This is a genomic window from Nocardioides sp. (assembly GCF_025965415.1).
Classification (GTDB): Bacteria; Actinomycetota; Actinomycetes; order Propionibacteriales; family Nocardioidaceae; genus Nocardioides.
In genome coordinates this window covers 1-15,958 of the sequence record NZ_JAOPWY010000173.1, presented here as the reverse complement: position 1 = coordinate 15,958, position 15,958 = coordinate 1, and the positions used below count along the sequence as shown (strand labels likewise).

The following is a 15,958-nucleotide window of genomic DNA, read 5'->3' as shown; positions in this document are numbered from 1 at the left end:
CCTCCTTGGCGCCGTCCTCGACGGCGACGATCACCATCGTCATCACCATGCCCTGGGCCGGGCTGCCGTGCCTGGTGCGATGCTCGACGAACGCCGACGAGATCTCGGAGGCGTTGGTGTCCAGGAGTTCGATCATCTCGGGGTCCCTGCGGTGTGGTTCGACGGGGGAGCGGAGCGGGGGAGTCGGGGAACAGCGTGGGGTGAGGTCATGGCCGGCGCCACGTCCTTCCCTCACGGGCGAGCATCTTGTGGGCGGACTCCGGGCCCCAGGTGCCGGACTCGTAGGAGTCGGGCTTCCCGTGCTTGGCCCAGTAGTCGAGGATCGGGTCGAGGATCTTCCAGGACAGCTCGACCTCCTCGTGCTGCGGGAACAGCGGCGGGTCGCCGAGCAGCACGTCGAGGATCAGCTTCTCGTAGGCCTCGGGGCTCGCCTCGGTGAACGTGCCGCCGTAGGCGAAGTCCATGTTGACGTCGCGGATCTCCATCGCGGTGCCCGGCACCTTGGCGCCGAAGCGCATCGTCATGCCCTCGTCGGGCTGGACGCGGATCACCAGCGCGTTCTGCGACAGGTCCTCCGTGGCGGTCTGCGAGAACGGCAGGTGCGGCGCGCGCTTGAAGACGATGGCCACCTCGGTGACGCGGCGGCCGAGGCGCTTGCCGGTGCGGAGGTAGAACGGCACGCCGGCCCAGCGGCGGGTGTCGACGTGGACGGTGATCGCGGCGAACGTCTCGGTGGTGGAGGTCTTCTTGATGCCCTCCTCCTCCAGGAACCCGATGACCTTCTCGCCGCCGGCCCAGCCGGCGGCGTACTGGCCGCGTGCGGTGGTCAGGTCGAGGCGCGGCGGCAGCTGCGCGGAGGCGAGCACCTTCTGCTTCTCCATGCGCAGGCTCTCGGCGTCGAAGGCGAGCGGCTCCTCCATCGCGACCAGCGCCATCAGCTGGAGGAGGTGGTTCTGGATGACGTCGCGCGCGGCACCGATGCCGTCGTAGTAGCCGGCCCGGCCGCCGATGCCGATGTCCTCGGCCATCGTGATCTGCACGTGGTCGACGTAGTGGGAGTTCCAGATCGGCTCGAACATGTTGTTGGCGAACCGGATCGCCAGGATGTTCTGCACCGTCTCCTTGCCGAGGTAGTGGTCGATCCGGAAGATCGAGCCCGACGGGAAGACGCCGGCGAGGATGTCGTTGAGCTCGCGCGCGGACTCGAGGTCGTGGCCGAACGGCTTCTCCACCACCACGCGGCGCCACTGGTCGGCCGTGCGGTCGGCGAGTCCGTGCTCCTTGAGCTGGCCGACGACGGTGCCGAAGAAGCCGGGCGGGATGGCGAGGTAGAACGCCATGTTGCCGCCGGTGCCGCGGAGCTGGTCGAGCTCCTCGACGGTGCGGCGCAGCTGCTCGAAGGCGGCGTCGTCGTCGAAGTTGCCCGGCACGAAGCGGAAGCCCTCGGAGAGCTGCTTCCACACCTCCTCGCGGAAGGGGGTGCGGGCGTACTGCTCGACCGCGTCGTGCACGATCTGCGCGAAGTCCTGGTCCTCCCAGTCGCGCCGGGCGAAGCCGACGAGGCTGAAGCCCGGGGGCAGCAGGCCGCGGTTGGCGAGGTCGTAGATGGCCGGCATGATCTTCTTGCGCGACAGGTCACCCGTCACGCCGAAGAGCACCATCCCGCACGGTCCCGCGATGCGCGGCAGCCGGCGGTCCTGCGGGTCGCGCAGTGGGTTGGGGGAGGTCATCAGGCTCGGTTCTCCTGGTAGTAGCCGATCAGGGACTGCGTGGAGGGGTCCTTCTGGGCCGCGACTGCCGCGTCGCCGCCCACCGCCGGGCGCAGCTGCTGCGCGAGCTGCTTGCCGAGCTCGACGCCCCACTGGTCGAAGCTGTCGATGCCCCACACCGCACCCTGCACGAACGTGATGTGCTCGTAGAGGGCCACCAGCTGGCCGAGGACGCTCGGGGTCAGGGCAGGGGCCATGATCGAGGTGGTCGGACGGTTGCCGGGGAAGGTGCGCGCCGGGACCAGCTCCTCGGCCACGCCCTCCGCCCGCAGCTCGTCGGGGGTCTTGCCGAAGGCCAGCGCCTGCGTCTGCGCGAAGAAGTTGGCGAGCAGCAGCTCGTGCACGTCGACCCGCTCGCCGTCGTGCTCGTCGACGAGGGGGTACGCCGGCCGCGCGAAGGCGATGAAGTCCGCCGGCACGAGCCGGGTGCCCTGGTGGATGAGCTGGTAGAAGGCGTGCTGCCCGTTGGTGCCCGGCTCCCCCCAGAAGATCTCGCCGGTGTCGTAGCCCACCGGACTGCCGTCCCACCGCACGCTCTTGCCGTTGGACTCCATGGTGAGCTGCTGGAGGTAGGCCGGGAACCGGTGCAGCAGCTGCGAGTAGGGGAGCACGGCGTGGGTGTGGGCGCCGAGGAAGTTGGTGTACCAGACGTTGAGCAGGCCCATCTTGAGCGGGACGTTGCTGGCCGCCGGGGCGGTGCGGAAGTGCTCGTCCATCGCGTGGAAGCCGGCGAGGAGCTCGGCGAAGTGGGCGGGACCGATCGCGATCACGAGGGAGAGGCCGATGGCGGAGTCCAACGAGTAGCGTCCGCCGACCCAGTCCCAGAAGCCGAAGGCGTTGTCGGTGTCGATGCCGAACTCGGCGACCTTGTCGAGGGCGGTCGAGACCGCCACGAAGTGCTGCGCGACCGCAGCCGCCGGGTCGCTGCCCGCGGGCAGGTGCTCGAGGAGCCAGGCCTTGCACAGCCGGGCGTTGGTGAGCGTCTCGAGCGTGCCGAAGGTCTTGCTCGACACGATGAAGAGGGTCGTCTCGGGGTTGAGCCCGGCGAGCTTCTGCGCGGCGTCGGTCGGGTCGATGTTGCTGATGAAGCGGCAGGTCAGCCCGTCGTGCCGGTAGGGCTCGAGCGCCTCGTAGGCCATCACCGGGCCGAGGTCGGAGCCGCCGATGCCGATGTTGACCACGGTCTCGATGCGCTCGCCGGTCACACCCGTCCAGTCGCCCGACCGGACGCGCTCGGCGAAGGCGTAGACCCTCCTCAGCACCTCGTGCACGTCGGCCACGACCTGCTGGCCGTCGACCTCCAGCGAGGCCTCGGCGGGCAGGCGCAGGGCGGTGTGGAGCACCGCGCGGTCCTCGGTGACGTTGATGTGCTCACCGGCGAACATCGCGTCGCGCCGGGCGGCGACGCCGACCTCGTCGGCGAGGCGGAGCAGCGTGGCGTCGACCCCGTCGTCGAAGAGGTTCTTGGACAGGTCGACGAACAGCTCACCCGCGCGGAGCGTCTGGTGCGGCACCCAGGCCGGGTCGTCCCTCAGCTGCCGGCGCAGGTCCAGGTCGTACCCGTCGGCGATGCGGGCCAGCTGGGCCCATGCCCCCGTGGTGGTGGGATCCACCGGCCCGCTCCCGCTCATGCCCGCGCGGCCTCGAGCGACGCGGCGAGGGTGGTCTGGAGCTCGTCCCAGGCGACGACGAACTTCTCGACCCCCTCCTTGATGAGGACCTCGATTACGTCGTCGTAGTCGATGCCGGCGTCGGCCAGCGCCTGCATGTGGGCGGCGGCGTCGTCGTAGAACGGCCGGACCCGGTCACCCCGCACCTCGCCGTGGTCGGCGACGGCCTCGAGGGTCTTCTCGGGCATCGTGTTGACGGTGTCCTCGACGACGAGGTCGACGACGTACATCGTGTCGTCGTAGTCGGGGTTCTTGACCCCGGTGGAGGCCCACAGCGGACGCTGCTTGCGGGCGCCCTCGGCCTCGAGCTTCTCCCAGCGGGCACCGCTGAAGAACTCCTCGTACATCCGGAACGCGAGGCGGGCGTTGGCGACGCCGGCCTTGCCGCGCAGGTCGGCGTCGGTGCCCGGTCCCTGCGTCATCGCCTCGAGCCGCTTGTCGATCTCGGAGTCGACACGCGAGACGAAGAACGACGCCACGGAGTGGATGTCGGCCAGCTCGTGCCCCGCAGCGAGGGCCTTCTCGAGCCCGGAGACGTAGGCCTCCATCACGTTGCGGTACTGCTCGAGGCCGAAGATCAGCGTGACGTTGACCGAGATGCCGGCGCCGATGGTCTCGGTGATCGCAGGCCAGCCCTCCTTGGTGCCCGGGATCTTGATGAGCAGGTTGGGCTCGCCCACGACCTTCCAGAGCTCCGCGGCCTCGCGCACCGTCGACTCGGTGTCGTGGGCGAAGCCGGGGGAGACCTCGATCGACACGCGGCCGTCGACGCCGTCGGTGGCGTCGAAGACCGGTCGCAGCACCTTGCACGCCTCGCGCACGTCGTCGGTGGTGATGGTCTGCGTCGCCGTGTCGACGTCGGCGCCCGCGGCCGCGAGCTCGCGGACCTGGGCGTCGTAGCGCTCACCGTCGGCGAGCGCGGCCTGGAAGATGGCCGGGTTGGACGTCACGCCGACGACGTGGCTGTTCTTCACCAGGTCGGCGAGGTTGCCGGTCTCCAGGCGCTCGCGGGACAGGTCGTCGAGCCAGATGGACACCCCGGCGTCAGCCAGGGCCTTGAGACGGTCGTTCATCGGTGCCTCCGTGTGGGTGTGGTCGGTGGGCGTGCGGGCGCGCTCAGGCGCTGGCGGACGCGATGCTGTCGCGGGCCGCCTGGGCAACGGCCTCCGCGGTGATGCCGAACTCGCGGTAGATCCGCTCGTAGTCGGCGGACGCGCCGTAGTGGTCGATCGAGACGATGCGGCCGTGGTCGCCGACGACCTCGCGCCAGCCGAGCGCGATGCCGGCCTCGACCGACACGCGGGCCTTGACCAGCGGCGGGACGACCGTCTCCCGGTAGGACGTCTCCTGCTCGTCGTACCACTCGCGGCACGGCATCGAGACGACGCGCGCGGCGATGCCGTCGGCGGCTAGGAGCTCACGCGCCTCGACCGCCAGCTGGACCTCGGAGCCGGTGCCGATGAGCACGACGTCGGGGATCCCGTCGGTGTCGAGCAGGACGTAGCCGCCGCGGTGGACGTTGGACGTGTCGGAGAAGCCGTCCACGCCGCGCGGGAAGGTCGGCACGTTCTGCCGGCTCAGGCACAGGCCGGCGGGCCGGTCGTTGTGGTCGAGCACGGCCTTCCACGCGGCGACGGTCTCGTTGGCGTCCGCGGGGCGTACGACGTCGAGGCCGGGGATGGCGCGCAGGGCCGCGAGGTGCTCGATCGGCTGGTGGGTCGGACCGTCCTCGCCGAGGCCGATGGAGTCGTGCGTCCAGACGTAGGTCACCGGCAGCTGCATGAGTGCCGCGAGGCGGACCGCGGGACGCATGTAGTCGGAGAAGGTGAGGAACGTGCCGCCGAAGACGCGGGTGCCGCCGTGGACGGCGATGCCGTTCATGATCGCGCCCATGCCGTGCTCGCGGATGCCGAAGTGCAGCACGCGGCCGGCGAGCGGGTCGCCGGCGAACATCTTCGTCGAGCGGTCCTTGGGCAGGAACGACGGGACGCCCTCGATGGTCGTGTTGTTGGAGCCGGCCAGGTCGGCCGAGCCGCCCCACAGCTCGGGCAGGCCGGGCGCGATGGCGTTGATGGTCTTGCCCGAGGCGACCCGCGTGGCGACACCCTTGGGGTCGGCCTCGAAGGTCGGCAGGGCGTCGGCCCACCCGTCGGGGAGCGTGCGGGTCTGCATGCGGTCGAAGAGGGCACGGTCGGCGGACGGCTTCTTCGCCCAGCGGGCGAAGTCCTCGTCCCAGGCGGACTGCGCGGCCTTGCCGCGCGCCACCAGCCCACGCGTGTGCTCGATGACGTCGGCCGGCACCTCGAAGGTCTGCTCGGGATCGAAGCCGAGGATCTTCTTGGTGGCGGCGACCTCCTCGTCGCCGAGGGCGGAGCCGTGGCTCTTGCCGGTGTTCTGCAGGGTCGGCGCGGGCCACGCGATGATGGTGCGCAGCACGATGAAGCTGGGCCGGTCGGTGACCTGTCGGGCCTTGCGGATCGCGGCGTAGAGCGCCGGGACGTCCTCGGCGTACGTCGTCTCGTCGTGGGTCCAGTCGACGGTCTGCACGTGCCAGCCGTAGGCCTCGTAGCGGGCCGCGACGTCCTCGGCGAGCGCGATGTCGGTGTCGTCCTCGATCGAGATGCGGTTGGCGTCGTAGATGACGGTGAGGTTGCCGAGCTCCTGGACGCCCGCGAGGGCGGAGGCCTCGGCGCTCACGCCCTCCTCGATGTCGCCGTCGCTGCAGAAGGCGTAGATCTGGTGGTCGAACGGCGAGGCGCCCTCGGGCGCGTTGGGGTCGAGCATGCCGCGCTCGCGCCGGGCCGCCATGGCCATGCCGACCGCGTTGCCGATGCCCTGGCCGAGCGGGCCGGTGGTGGTCTCGACGCCGGCGGTGTGGCCGAACTCCGGGTGGCCGGGGGTCTTGGAGCCCCACGTGCGCAGCGCCTTGAGGTCCTCGAGCTCGAGGCCCCAGCCGCCGAGGTAGAGCTGGATGTAGAGGGTGAGGCTCGAGTGGCCGCAGGACAGGACGAAGCGGTCGCGTCCGGACCAGTGCGGGTCGGCCGGGTTGTGGCGCATGACCTTCTGGAAGAGCAGGTACGCCGCCGGTGCCAGGCTCATCGCCGTGCCGGGGTGGCCGTTGCCGACCTTCTGCACTGCGTCCATCGCCAGCACGCGGACGGTGTCGACGGCGCGGTCGTCGAGCTCGTTCCACTCGAGGGTGGCGGGCAGGGCGGACTTCTCGGTCAACGCAGTTCCTCTCGAGGGGGACAGCCGGGGGTGCAGCCAGGATCACGTGCGATCCGGTGGCCTCGACTGCGAGCCTATCGCCGCGGCCGAGTAGACTCGACCCCACCCGAGGGTGGCCCGGGCCGCCGGATTTCTGGCCGTCCACCCCTCCGGTTCCCCAACGCCCGCGTCCCATCCCCTCCCCATCCCCTCCCCGTCCCCAGAGGTCCTCACCGTGTCCCAAGCCGGTCCGCACGCCGATGCGTCTGCCCGGCCGTCGACGGGTGACGGCGCCACCAGGCCGGAGGGGGAGCCCACCTGGCGCGACGTGGTCGCCGCCTACGTCGGGCTGACCAAGCCGCGGGTCATCGAGCTGCTCCTCCTGACGACCGTCCCGGTGATGTTCTTCGCCGAGCGCGGCATCCCGCCCCTCGGCCTGGTGGCCGCGACCGTCGTGGGCGGCGCGCTGTCGGCCGGCTCCGCGTCGGCGTACAACTGCGTCTACGACCGCGACATCGACGAGCAGATGCGTCGTACGCGTCGCCGGGCGCTGCCGCGCCACATCGTCTCGCCCGTGTCGGCGCTGGTCTTCGCGACCGTGCTGGCCGTGCTGTCGACCGTGGTGCTGGGGCTGTGGGTCAACTGGCTCTCCGCCACCTTGTCCGTGCTCGCCAACGCGTTCTACGTCTTCGTCTACACGATGGTCCTCAAGCGCCGCACCACCCAGAACATCGTCTGGGGCGGGCTCGCGGGCTGCTTCCCCGCGCTGATCGGCTGGACGGCGGTCACCGGCGAGCTGGCCTGGACGCCGGTGGTGCTCTTCCTGGTCGTCTTCTTCTGGACCCCGCCCCACACGTGGGCGCTGGCGCTGCGCTACCGCGAGGACTACCGCAACGTCGACGTGCCGATGCTGCCCGTGGTCCGGCCCGCGGCCGAGGTCGGGCGCCAGGTGGTCCTCTACAGCTGGGTCATGGTCGCGACGTCCCTGCTGCTGTGGCCCGTCGCCGGGACCAGCCTGGTCTACCCGGTCGCGGCGGCCGTCCTGGGCGCGATCTTCCTCGTCGAGGCGCACCGCATGTGGGCGCGCGCCAAGGGCTCCGACGTGCTCGGCGAGATCAACCCGATGCGCCTCTTCCACGCCTCCAACCTCTATCTCTCGCTGCTCTTCGTGGCCGTGGCGCTCGACCCTCTGCTGGGCCGCTGACCCGAAAGCGGCAGCTTCTAGCGCAAACTCCGGGAATCGTCTGGAGACTGACGGATTCCAGATGAGTTCTTGAGGCATCCTGCCGTGTCCGTGGTCCAGTCCTCGCGTTCAATCAGTGACACGGGGAGGCAGTGGGCCTACCCCGGCAACCTGGGGAGCACGTGCACCATGACTGCAGCGCCACAAGAGCGACTGTTCGACGCATCGAGCAATGACAACAAGACGCGCGGGGGGCGCGTCGGCCACCGGGCGATGAGCCGGGTGGTGACCCTGGTCCTCGCGGTGGGATTCGCGGTGGTGGGGATCGCCGGCGCCGCCAGCGCCCACCACAACACGATCTCCGGCACCGTCGCTTGTGCGACGGGCGGAGGCTGGACGGTCACGTGGAGCGTGGCCAACAGTGAGCAGATCACCGAGACGATCACGTCGTCCAACCGTCCCTCGGCCGTTCCGGTCGGGACGACCCTGACGGCGGCCCAGACCAAGACCTTCGCCGAGACGGTCACCGCCAAGCCCACGTCGGCGCTCACGCTGACGCTCGGGGCCGAGTGGACCAACGGCGTGAAGGCGAGCAACTCCGGCAGCATCCCGGTCGCCTCGTTCTCCGACAGCTGCAACGTCACGAAGGTGGCGGCGCCGACAGTGCCCGTCGTCGACGACTGCGGGCCGGGCAACGCTCACTACGGCACGGTGCCCTCGGGCCCGTGGACGAGCGTGACCAACGCCAACGGCAGCCTGACCGTCACGGCCAACCAGGGCTACGTCTTCGACAACGGCCAGACGGTCCTCACCTACCCGGTGCCGACCGACAGCAACCAGCCGTGCCCCGTCGTGACGCCTCCGGTCGTGACGCCTCCGGTGGTCACCCCGCCGGTCGTCACCCCGCCTGTCGTCACCCCGCCCGAGGTGCTGCCCGCCGAGGTCCGCGTGGTCCGCGCGGCGGCCAAGCACATCGACAAGTGTGGGCGCGCGAGCGACCTGTTCAAGGTCGCCAAGAGCTCCGGCGTGGTCTACACGGCCAACGGCAAGGTGCTGCGCGAGGGCGTCTGGCTCAAGGCGAAGACCCGCACGGTCACCGTCCGGGCCAAGGCGGCCGACTCGACCTACCTGCTCAAGGGCAAGCAGGTCTGGCGGATGACCTTCAGCCGCAAGGCGTGCGCGCAGGTGCCCGAGTTCGCGCCCGACACTGGTGCGTGATGCGCCGCCTGGCGCTCACGCTCGTGGTGCTGGGCGCGTCGGTCCTGTTCGGTCAGGGCGCGGCTCACGCCGCCCCTGACCGGCTCCAGATCGGCCGGACCGGCACCGACGCGGTGGTCATCCAGGTGCCCGCCCGTCACGACACGCTGGACGTGGGCTGGCGCCTCAACGGCGCCGTCTACACCTGGTCGCAGGGTGACCCGCCCTGCGACCCGACCGGCAGCACCGTCTACGCCGGCCACGCCTGGCGGGCCGGCAACGGGGTGGCCGACCGGTGGGGGCAGTTGCGCCGCGGCGACGTGATCAAGGTCGCCGGCTGCCGCTTCAAGGTCACCGCCCGCGAGTTCTGGCCGGCCGGGCGGCGGATAGGCCCGCTCTACTCGGTCTCGGGCCCCGCCCGGATCGTGCTCGTCGGGTGCAAGGCGGACGACTACTCCAAGCGCACCCTCGTCTTCGCCCGCAAGATCCGCCGCTAGTCCCGGCTCAGGGCGACCGCGTCGCCCCGTCCGGCTGTTCCACCCCGTCCGCGCGGGCCTCCAGGCCCGCGCGGTGGGGCAGGACGGCGAGGGCGATCCGGGCGAGCCCAGCGGCGAGCAGGGCCGCGCCGAGCATGTGCAGCGCGACCAGTCCGACCGGCAGGTCGAGCGCGTACTGCACCCACCCGAGCACCCCCTGCAGCACCTCGATGAGGAGCACCAGGGCGGTCACCGTGGCCAGCCAGCGGTGGCCACCGCGCAGCGCGACGACCAGGAGCACGACGGTGAGCGCGACCAGGACGTAGACGGCGTACGCGTGGACGTGCGAGACCGTCACCGGGGCCAGGCCGTTGCGCGGCGAGTCGGTGTCGCCGGCGTGCGGGCCCGCGCCCGTCACCACGGTGCCGAGGTAGAGCACCACCCAGCCGGCCGCGAGGGTCGCCCAGGCCAGCCACCGGGGCAACGGCGGTGCGGCTCCGCGCTCGGGGCTGCGCAGCTCGTCGAGCAGCGCGACGCAGACCATGATGATCGCCATCGACAGCAGGAAGTGACCGGCCACGATCCACGGGTTGAGGTCGGTCAGCACGGTGATGCCGCCGATCACCGCCTGCAGGGGGATCCCGAGGCCGATGACGAGCGCCAGCCGCGTCGCCCGACGGTGCCGGGAGCCGAGCGCGGCGAGGAAGCACAAGATCGCCACCGCGGTGAGGGCGAAGGTCAGCATCCGGTTGCCGAACTCGATGGCGCCGTGGAAGCCGAGCTCCCCGTGGGCGACGTACGACGCGTCGGTGCACCGTGGCCACGTGGGGCAGCCGAGCCCCGAGCCGGTCAGCCGGACGGCGGCGCCGGTCACCACGATCCCGATGTTGGCCACGAGGTTGGCCACCGCGAGGGGCCACAGGTGGCGAGCCAGCCGGTCGAGCAGGGTGTCCATCATTCCCACCTGAAGGTCCGGGCCGTGAGCACGGTGCCGACCGCGGCCCAGGCGGCGAGCACGAGCAGGGACGTGCCGTCGATGCTGGCGTGCACCAGTGCCGCGCGCATCGCCTCGCCCAGCGCGCCGGAGGGCAGCAGGGAGACGAACGGCGACGCGGCGCCGTAGGTGCTCGCCGGCAGCACGACGCCACCGCCGGCCATCAGCAGCAGGTAGACGAGGTTGGCCAGGGCCAGCGTCGCCTCCGCACGCAGGACGCCGGCGACGAAGAGGCCCAGGGCCGCGAAGGCCGCCGTGCCGAGGCCCACCGCCAGCAGGAGCCCGAGGAGCGAGCGCGGGGGATGGGCCAGCGTCGGTTCCCAGCCCAGCAGCAGCCCGACCACCACGAGCACGACGAGCTGCAGCACCACGACGTTGAGGAGGGCCAGGACCTTGCCCAGCAGGAGTCCCTGCCGCGGCAGGGGCGACGAGCCGAGGAGCTTGATCACGCCGTAGCGCCGCTCGAAGCCGGTCGCGATGGCGACCGAGGTGAAGGCCGTCGACATGATCGCGAGCGCCAGCACTCCCGGGGTGAGGATGTCGACGGGCCGGTGGCCGTCGAGGTCGATCCCGATGCGACCGGCCGCCGCCACGCCACCGACGAGCACGATGACCGGGATGACGATCGCGAGGAGCAGCTGCTCGCCGTTGCGCAGCATCAGCCGCGCCTCCATGCGGGCCTGGGCGAGCACCATCCGCGCCAGCGGTGCTCCGCCGGGCGCGGGCGTGAAGGTGCCGGAAGCCGAGACGTCCGATCCTCGGATGCTCATGCGGGGTCCCGACGTCGAGGGGTGCTCTCGAGATCCCGGCCGGTGAGCTCGAGGAAGACGTCCTCGAGGTTGCGCTGGCCCAGGTTGAGGGTCTGCGGCAGCACGTCGTGCTCCTCGCACCAGCGCGAGACCCGGCCCAGCGTCATCGAGTCGGCGGGACCGTGGATGAGCATGCTGACCTCGTCGAGCTGGCGGACCTCGGTGTGGGGCCCGAGCTCGGCCCGCAACGACTCGGGGGCGCCGTCGGGGAAGGGCCGGTTGACCACGAGGCGGATGGTGGCCGAGCGCCCCCCGCGGGTCAGCTCGGCGGGGGTGCCGCTGACGATCACGGTGCCGCGGTCGATGATGTGGATCCGGTCGGCCAGGTGCTCGGCCTCGTCCATGTGGTGGGTGGTGAGCACGACGGTGACCCCGTCGGCGCGGACCTCATCCAGCAGCTCCCACGTCGTACGCCGTGCCTGCGGGTCCATGCCCGCGGTGGGCTCGTCCACGAAGACCAGCTCGGGGCGGCCGACCAGCGCGATCGCCAGGCCCAGTCGCTGCTGCTGCCCACCGGAGAGCCGGCGGTAGGGGGTCTTGCCGCAGTCGGCCAGTCCCAGTCGCTCGCTCAGCACGGCGGTGTCGAGCGGGTGGGCGTGCAGCGCCGCCATGTGCTCGAGCATCTCGTGGGCGCGCACGCCGCTCCACGCGCCACCGGCCTGGAGCATCACGCCGATCCGGGGGAGCAGGGCCGCGCGCTCGCGCTGGGGGTCCAGCCCAAGGACCCGCACCGTGCCCTGCTGCGGTGCGCGGTAGCCCTCGCAGGTCTCCAGCGTGGTGGTCTTGCCGGCGCCGTTGGGGCCGAGCACGGCGGTGATGGTGCCGCGGGCCACCTCGAGCGACAGACCGTCGACGGCCACCTTGTCGCCGTACCTCATCACCAGTCCGTCGATCTCGACGGCGGGGGAGGCGGTTGACACGAGGCGAAGTCTAGGTGCGCGCAACAGAGGTGCCGGTGTCGGACCCCACCGCTAGCGTGGCCACCATGACACGCTCTGCAGCGATCGAGGCCGAGGGTCTGGTCAAGCACTTCGGAGACACCGTGGCCGTCGACGGCGTCTCGTTCGTCGTTCCCGAGGGCTCCGTGCTGGGCCTGCTCGGTCCCAACGGTGCCGGCAAGACCACCACGGTCCGGATGATGACCACGCTCACCCGGCCGACCTCCGGCACCGGACGGGTGGCCGGTCACGACATCCTCACCGAGCCCGGGGCGGTGCGCCGGAGCATGGGCCTCACCGGTCAGGCGGCCACCGTCGACGAGCTGCTGACCGGCCGGGAGAACCTCCGCCTCATCGGCAGCCTCTACGGCCTCGACCCGGCCTACATCAAGCGCGCCAGCGTCGACCTTCTCGAGCGGTTCTCCCTCGCCGACGCGGGGGACCGGATCGCCAAGACCTACTCCGGCGGGATGCGGCGCCGCCTCGACCTGGCGGTGAGCCTCATCGCGACGCCGCCGGTGCTCTTCCTCGACGAGCCCACCACCGGCCTGGACCCGCGCTCGCGCGTCGAGCTGTGGGAGGTCCTGCGCGAGCTGGTCGCCGACGGCACCACGCTCCTGCTGACCACCCAATACCTCGAGGAGGCCGACCAGCTGGCCGACAACATCGTGGTCATCGACCGCGGCACCGTGATCGCGGAGGGCACCCCGCTCCAGCTCAAGGACCAGTCCGGCGCCGCGGCCCTGGTGGTCACGGTCTCCCACGCCCACGACCTCGAGGCGGCCGAGTCCCTCCTGCGCCCGCACGTGCGCGAGGTCCACGTCGACGCCGGCGCGCGGCAGCTGACCGCCCCCGCGGAGGGGCTGGGCCACATGACACGCGTGGCGGGCATCTTCGACGCGAGCGACATCGTGCTCGACGACATCGGGCTCAAGCGCCCGAGCCTCGACGACGTGTTCCTCCACCTGACCGGCCACCGCGCCGAGACCCGACCCGACGACCCGACCGACGACGAGCCCGCCGGTGAGGCGGCAGGGGAGATGGCCCGATGAGCACGATCGAGCGACCCGAGATCCGGCCGACCGGACTGCTCACGCAGTCGTGGGCCATCGCGCGCCGCAACTTCCTCCACATCAAGCGGATGCCAGAGATGTTGATGGACGTGACCATCCAGCCGGTCATGTTCGTCCTGCTCTTCGCCTACGTCTTCGGCTCCTCCATCGACGTGGCGACCCCGGCCGGCTACCGCGCCTTCCTGCTGGCCGGGATCATGGCCCAGACGGTCGCCTTCGCGTCCTTCATCGTCGCGGTCGGCCTCACCGCCGACCTCGAGAAGGGCATCGTCGACCGGATGCGGTCGCTGCCGATCAACCCGGCGGCCGTCCTCGTCGGCCGGAGCATGTCCAGCCTGGCCCACTCCTCGATCGGCCTGGTGGTCATGTCACTGACCGGCCTGGTCATCGGCTGGCGGATCCACACCAACGTCTTCGAGGCCGCCCTGGGCTACCTCCTGCTCGTCGGCTGGGGCTTCGCGATGATCTGGGTCGGCATCTGGGTGGGGTCGGCGATGCGCTCGGTCGAGGCCGTCAACGGCGTCATGTTCGCGACCATGTTCCCGATCACCTTCCTGGCCAACACCTTCGCGCCCACCGACCGGATGCCCACGGTCCTGCGTTTCATCGCCGAGTGGAACCCGATCTCCTCGCTCACCCAGGCGGTGCGTGAGCTGTGGGGCAACGACCAGCCGCTGGCCGCCGGCGCGGCCTTCCCGATGCACCACCCGATCCCGTTCACGATCGGGTGGATCATCCTCATCACGGCCGTGGTCGCCCCGCTGGCGATCCGCACCTTCCGGGCCCGCACCGCCGACTGACCCTCCGGGTTCGCCGAGTTAGGTGACCCTTGCTTGAACGGGCCACCGCATTAACGTCACACTGGCGTTGTGGAATTCACCAGGACGGCGACGACACCGGACGGCGACGCGCCCACGCGCGACCGTGTGGCGCGCACGATCCTGGAGAACGGCCCCTCCACGGCCGCCGACCTGGCCCGGCTGCTCGACCTGACGCCCGCCGCCGTACGTCGTCACCTCGACCACCTGCTGGTCGAGGCGGTCGTCGAGGCGCGCGACCAGAAGGTCTACGGCACGCGCGGCCGCGGCCGCCCGGCGAAGGTCTTCGCGCTCACGGAGTCGGGCCGCGACAGCTTCGACCAGCAGTACGACGACCTCGCGGTGCAGGCGATGCGCTTCATGGCCGAGACGCAGGGCGAGGAGGCGGTCGTGGCCTTCGCCCGCCGCCGGGTCGCCTTCGTCGAGCGTGACTACGCCGCGGCCATGACCCTCGACCCCGACCTGACGCCGGCCGAGGCGCTGGCGAAGGTGTTCACCCAGCAGGGCTACGCCGCCTCCGTGCGGGACCTGCCGATGGCGAGCGGCCAGAGCGTCGGGGAGCAACTGTGCCAGCATCACTGCCCGGTCTCCCACGTCGCCCACGAGTTCCCGCAGCTCTGCGAGGCCGAGACCGAGGCCATCGCCTCCGTGCTCGGCACCCACGTCCAGCGGCTGGCGACCATCGCCCACGGCGACGGCGTGTGCACCACCTGCATCCCCCAGAACCTCAAGACGGACCTGAAGACGGACCCCACGAAGGAGCAGTCATGACCCAGAACCTGAGCATCGAAGACCTGAACCCGGAGCTCAAGGGCATCGGCCGCTACGAGTTCGGCTGGTCCGACAGCGACGCCGCCGGCTCGATCGCCAAGCGCGGGCTCAGCGAGGACGTCGTGCGCAACATCTCCGGCCTCAAGAACGAGCCGCAGTGGATGCTCGACCTGCGGCTCAAGGGCCTCAAGCTCTTCCACCGCAAGCCCATGCCGACCTGGGGCTCCGACCTCAGCACGATCGACTTCGACAACATCAAGTACTTCGTGCGCTCGAGCGAGAAGCAGGCTGCGACCTGGGACGACCTCCCCGAGGACATCAAGAACACCTACGACAAGCTCGGCATCCCCGAGGCGGAGAAGCAGCGCCTTGTCTCCGGCGTGGCCGCGCAGTACGAGTCGGAGGTCGTCTACCACTCGATCCGCGAGGACCTCGAGGAGAAGGGCGTCATCTTCGTCGACACCGACACCGCGCTGAAGGAGCACGAGGAGCTCTTCAAGGAGTACTTCGGCACCGTCATCCCGGTCGGTGACAACAAGTTCGCCGCGCTGAACACCTCGGTGTGGTCGGGTGGCTCGTTCATCTACGTGCCGCCTGGCGTGCATGTCGACATCCCGCTGCAGGCCTACTTCCGGATCAACACCGAGAACATGGGCCAGTTCGAGCGGACCCTGATCATCGTCGACGAGGGTGCCTACGTGCACTACGTCGAGGGCTGCACCGCCCCGATCTACTCCTCCGACTCGCTGCACTCCGCGGTCGTGGAGATCATCGTGAAGAAGGGCGGCCGCTGCCGCTACACGACCATCCAGAACTGGTCGAACAACGTCTACAACCTCGTCACCAAGCGCGCCACCTGCGAGGCCGGCGCGACCATGGAGTGGGTCGACGGCAACATCGGCTCCAAGGTGACGATGAAGTACCCCGCGATCTACCTGATGGGCGAGCACGCCAAGGGCGAGACGCTCTCCATCGCGTTCGCCGGTGCGGGTCAGCACCAGGACGCCGGCGCCAAGATGGTGCACGCCGCTCCGCACACCTCGTCGTCGATCC

General features: G+C 70.7%; 14 protein-coding genes. 7 read left to right on the top strand and 7 right to left on the bottom strand.

The genetic code is table 11. From position 1 onward, the window contains the following. Positions 1–206 precede the first annotated feature (206 nt). Genes zwf through tkt form a run of 4 tightly spaced genes read right to left on the bottom strand, consistent with a single transcriptional unit; the run spans position 207 to position 6,667 of the window. Complete coding sequence (gene zwf / locus JWN97_RS18250; RefSeq protein ID WP_297626108.1) at positions 207–1,730, bottom strand: glucose-6-phosphate dehydrogenase; 1,524 nt, start codon at positions 1,728–1,730, stop codon at positions 207–209. Then, positions 1,730–3,400: a glucose-6-phosphate isomerase gene (gene pgi / locus JWN97_RS18245; RefSeq protein ID WP_297626105.1), complete on the bottom strand. Its 1,671-nt coding sequence runs from the start codon at positions 3,398–3,400 to the stop codon at positions 1,730–1,732. The genes zwf and pgi overlap by 1 nt, the downstream gene beginning before the upstream one ends. Beyond that, positions 3,397–4,512: a transaldolase gene (gene tal, locus JWN97_RS18240; protein WP_297626102.1), complete on the bottom strand. Its 1,116-nt coding sequence runs from the start codon at positions 4,510–4,512 to the stop codon at positions 3,397–3,399. Before tal ends, pgi begins: the two co-directional genes overlap by 4 nt. Positions 4,513–4,555: 43 nt before the next feature. Further along, positions 4,556–6,667, bottom strand: coding sequence for a transketolase (gene tkt / locus JWN97_RS18235; RefSeq protein ID WP_297626099.1), 2,112 nt, complete (start codon positions 6,665–6,667; stop codon positions 4,556–4,558). Between the two features lie 214 nt (positions 6,668–6,881). Here tkt and JWN97_RS18230 point away from each other — a divergent pair, with 214 nt between their 5' ends. The 3 genes from JWN97_RS18230 to JWN97_RS18220 all read left to right on the top strand — a co-directional run bounded on the left by JWN97_RS18230 (position 6,882) and on the right by JWN97_RS18220 (position 9,523). Continuing rightward, positions 6,882–7,850, top strand: coding sequence for a heme o synthase (locus JWN97_RS18230; RefSeq protein WP_297626096.1), 969 nt, complete (start codon positions 6,882–6,884; stop codon positions 7,848–7,850). A 168-nt stretch (positions 7,851–8,018) separates the two neighbouring features. Beyond that, positions 8,019–9,047, top strand: coding sequence for a hypothetical protein (locus JWN97_RS18225; RefSeq protein ID WP_297626093.1), 1,029 nt, complete (start codon positions 8,019–8,021; stop codon positions 9,045–9,047). Further along, on the top strand, positions 9,047–9,523 hold the full coding sequence (locus JWN97_RS18220; RefSeq protein WP_297626090.1) for a class F sortase: 477 nt from the start codon (positions 9,047–9,049) through the stop codon (positions 9,521–9,523). Before JWN97_RS18225 ends, JWN97_RS18220 begins: the two co-directional genes overlap by 1 nt. A gap of 7 nt (positions 9,524–9,530) precedes the next feature. Here the strand turns inward: JWN97_RS18220 and JWN97_RS18215 are convergent, their stop codons facing one another. Genes JWN97_RS18215 through JWN97_RS18205 form a run of 3 tightly spaced genes read right to left on the bottom strand, consistent with a single transcriptional unit; the run spans position 9,531 to position 12,225 of the window. Then, positions 9,531–10,457 (bottom strand): COX15/CtaA family protein, encoded by a 927-nt coding sequence (locus JWN97_RS18215; protein ID WP_297626088.1) that lies wholly within the window; start codon positions 10,455–10,457, stop codon positions 9,531–9,533. After that, positions 10,457–11,266 carry an ABC transporter permease gene (locus JWN97_RS18210; protein WP_297626085.1) on the bottom strand — a complete coding sequence of 270 codons (810 nt, stop codon included), beginning with the start codon at positions 11,264–11,266 and terminating at the stop codon, positions 10,457–10,459. Before JWN97_RS18210 ends, JWN97_RS18215 begins: the two co-directional genes overlap by 1 nt. Further along, on the bottom strand, positions 11,263–12,225 hold the full coding sequence (locus tag JWN97_RS18205) for an ABC transporter ATP-binding protein (RefSeq protein ID WP_297626082.1): 963 nt from the start codon (positions 12,223–12,225) through the stop codon (positions 11,263–11,265). The genes JWN97_RS18210 and JWN97_RS18205 overlap by 4 nt, the downstream gene beginning before the upstream one ends. Positions 12,226–12,290: 65 nt before the next feature. Between JWN97_RS18205 and JWN97_RS18200 the strand changes: the two genes are divergently transcribed. The 4 genes from JWN97_RS18200 to sufB all read left to right on the top strand — a co-directional run. Further along, positions 12,291–13,295, top strand: a complete 1,005-nt coding sequence (locus JWN97_RS18200) for an ATP-binding cassette domain-containing protein (RefSeq protein ID WP_297626079.1) — start codon at positions 12,291–12,293, stop codon at positions 13,293–13,295. Beyond that, the gene (locus JWN97_RS18195) at positions 13,292–14,116 is read left to right on the top strand and encodes an ABC transporter permease (protein ID WP_297626077.1); all 825 of its coding nucleotides are present in this window, start codon (positions 13,292–13,294) and stop codon (positions 14,114–14,116) included. The genes JWN97_RS18200 and JWN97_RS18195 overlap by 4 nt, the downstream gene beginning before the upstream one ends. 69 nt (positions 14,117–14,185) lie before the next feature. Beyond that, complete coding sequence (locus JWN97_RS18190; protein ID WP_297626075.1) at positions 14,186–14,905, top strand: metalloregulator ArsR/SmtB family transcription factor; 720 nt, start codon at positions 14,186–14,188, stop codon at positions 14,903–14,905. Then, positions 14,902–15,958, top strand: a 1,057-nt coding sequence (gene sufB / locus JWN97_RS18185) for a Fe-S cluster assembly protein SufB (protein ID WP_297626071.1), incomplete at its 3' end; no start/stop codon positions are given. The genes JWN97_RS18190 and sufB, both read left to right, overlap by 4 nt.

Excerpts from the sequence above, each read along its gene's own strand:
- zwf (WP_297626108.1), bottom strand. The coding sequence starts at position 1,730 with ATGACCTCCCCCAACCCACTGCGCGACCCGCAGGACCGCCGGCTGCCG.
- pgi (WP_297626105.1), bottom strand. The coding sequence starts at position 3,400 with ATGAGCGGGAGCGGGCCGGTGGATCCCACCACCACGGGGGCATGGGCC.
- tal (WP_297626102.1), bottom strand. The coding sequence starts at position 4,512 with ATGAACGACCGTCTCAAGGCCCTGGCTGACGCCGGGGTGTCCATCTGG.
- JWN97_RS18225 (WP_297626093.1), top strand. The coding sequence starts at position 8,019 with ATGACTGCAGCGCCACAAGAGCGACTGTTCGACGCATCGAGCAATGAC.
- JWN97_RS18220 (WP_297626090.1), top strand. The coding sequence starts at position 9,047 with ATGCGCCGCCTGGCGCTCACGCTCGTGGTGCTGGGCGCGTCGGTCCTG.
- JWN97_RS18215 (WP_297626088.1), bottom strand. The coding sequence starts at position 10,457 with ATGGACACCCTGCTCGACCGGCTGGCTCGCCACCTGTGGCCCCTCGCG.
- JWN97_RS18210 (WP_297626085.1), bottom strand. The coding sequence starts at position 11,266 with ATGAGCATCCGAGGATCGGACGTCTCGGCTTCCGGCACCTTCACGCCC.
- JWN97_RS18200 (WP_297626079.1), top strand. The coding sequence starts at position 12,291 with ATGACACGCTCTGCAGCGATCGAGGCCGAGGGTCTGGTCAAGCACTTC.
- JWN97_RS18195 (WP_297626077.1), top strand. The coding sequence starts at position 13,292 with ATGAGCACGATCGAGCGACCCGAGATCCGGCCGACCGGACTGCTCACG.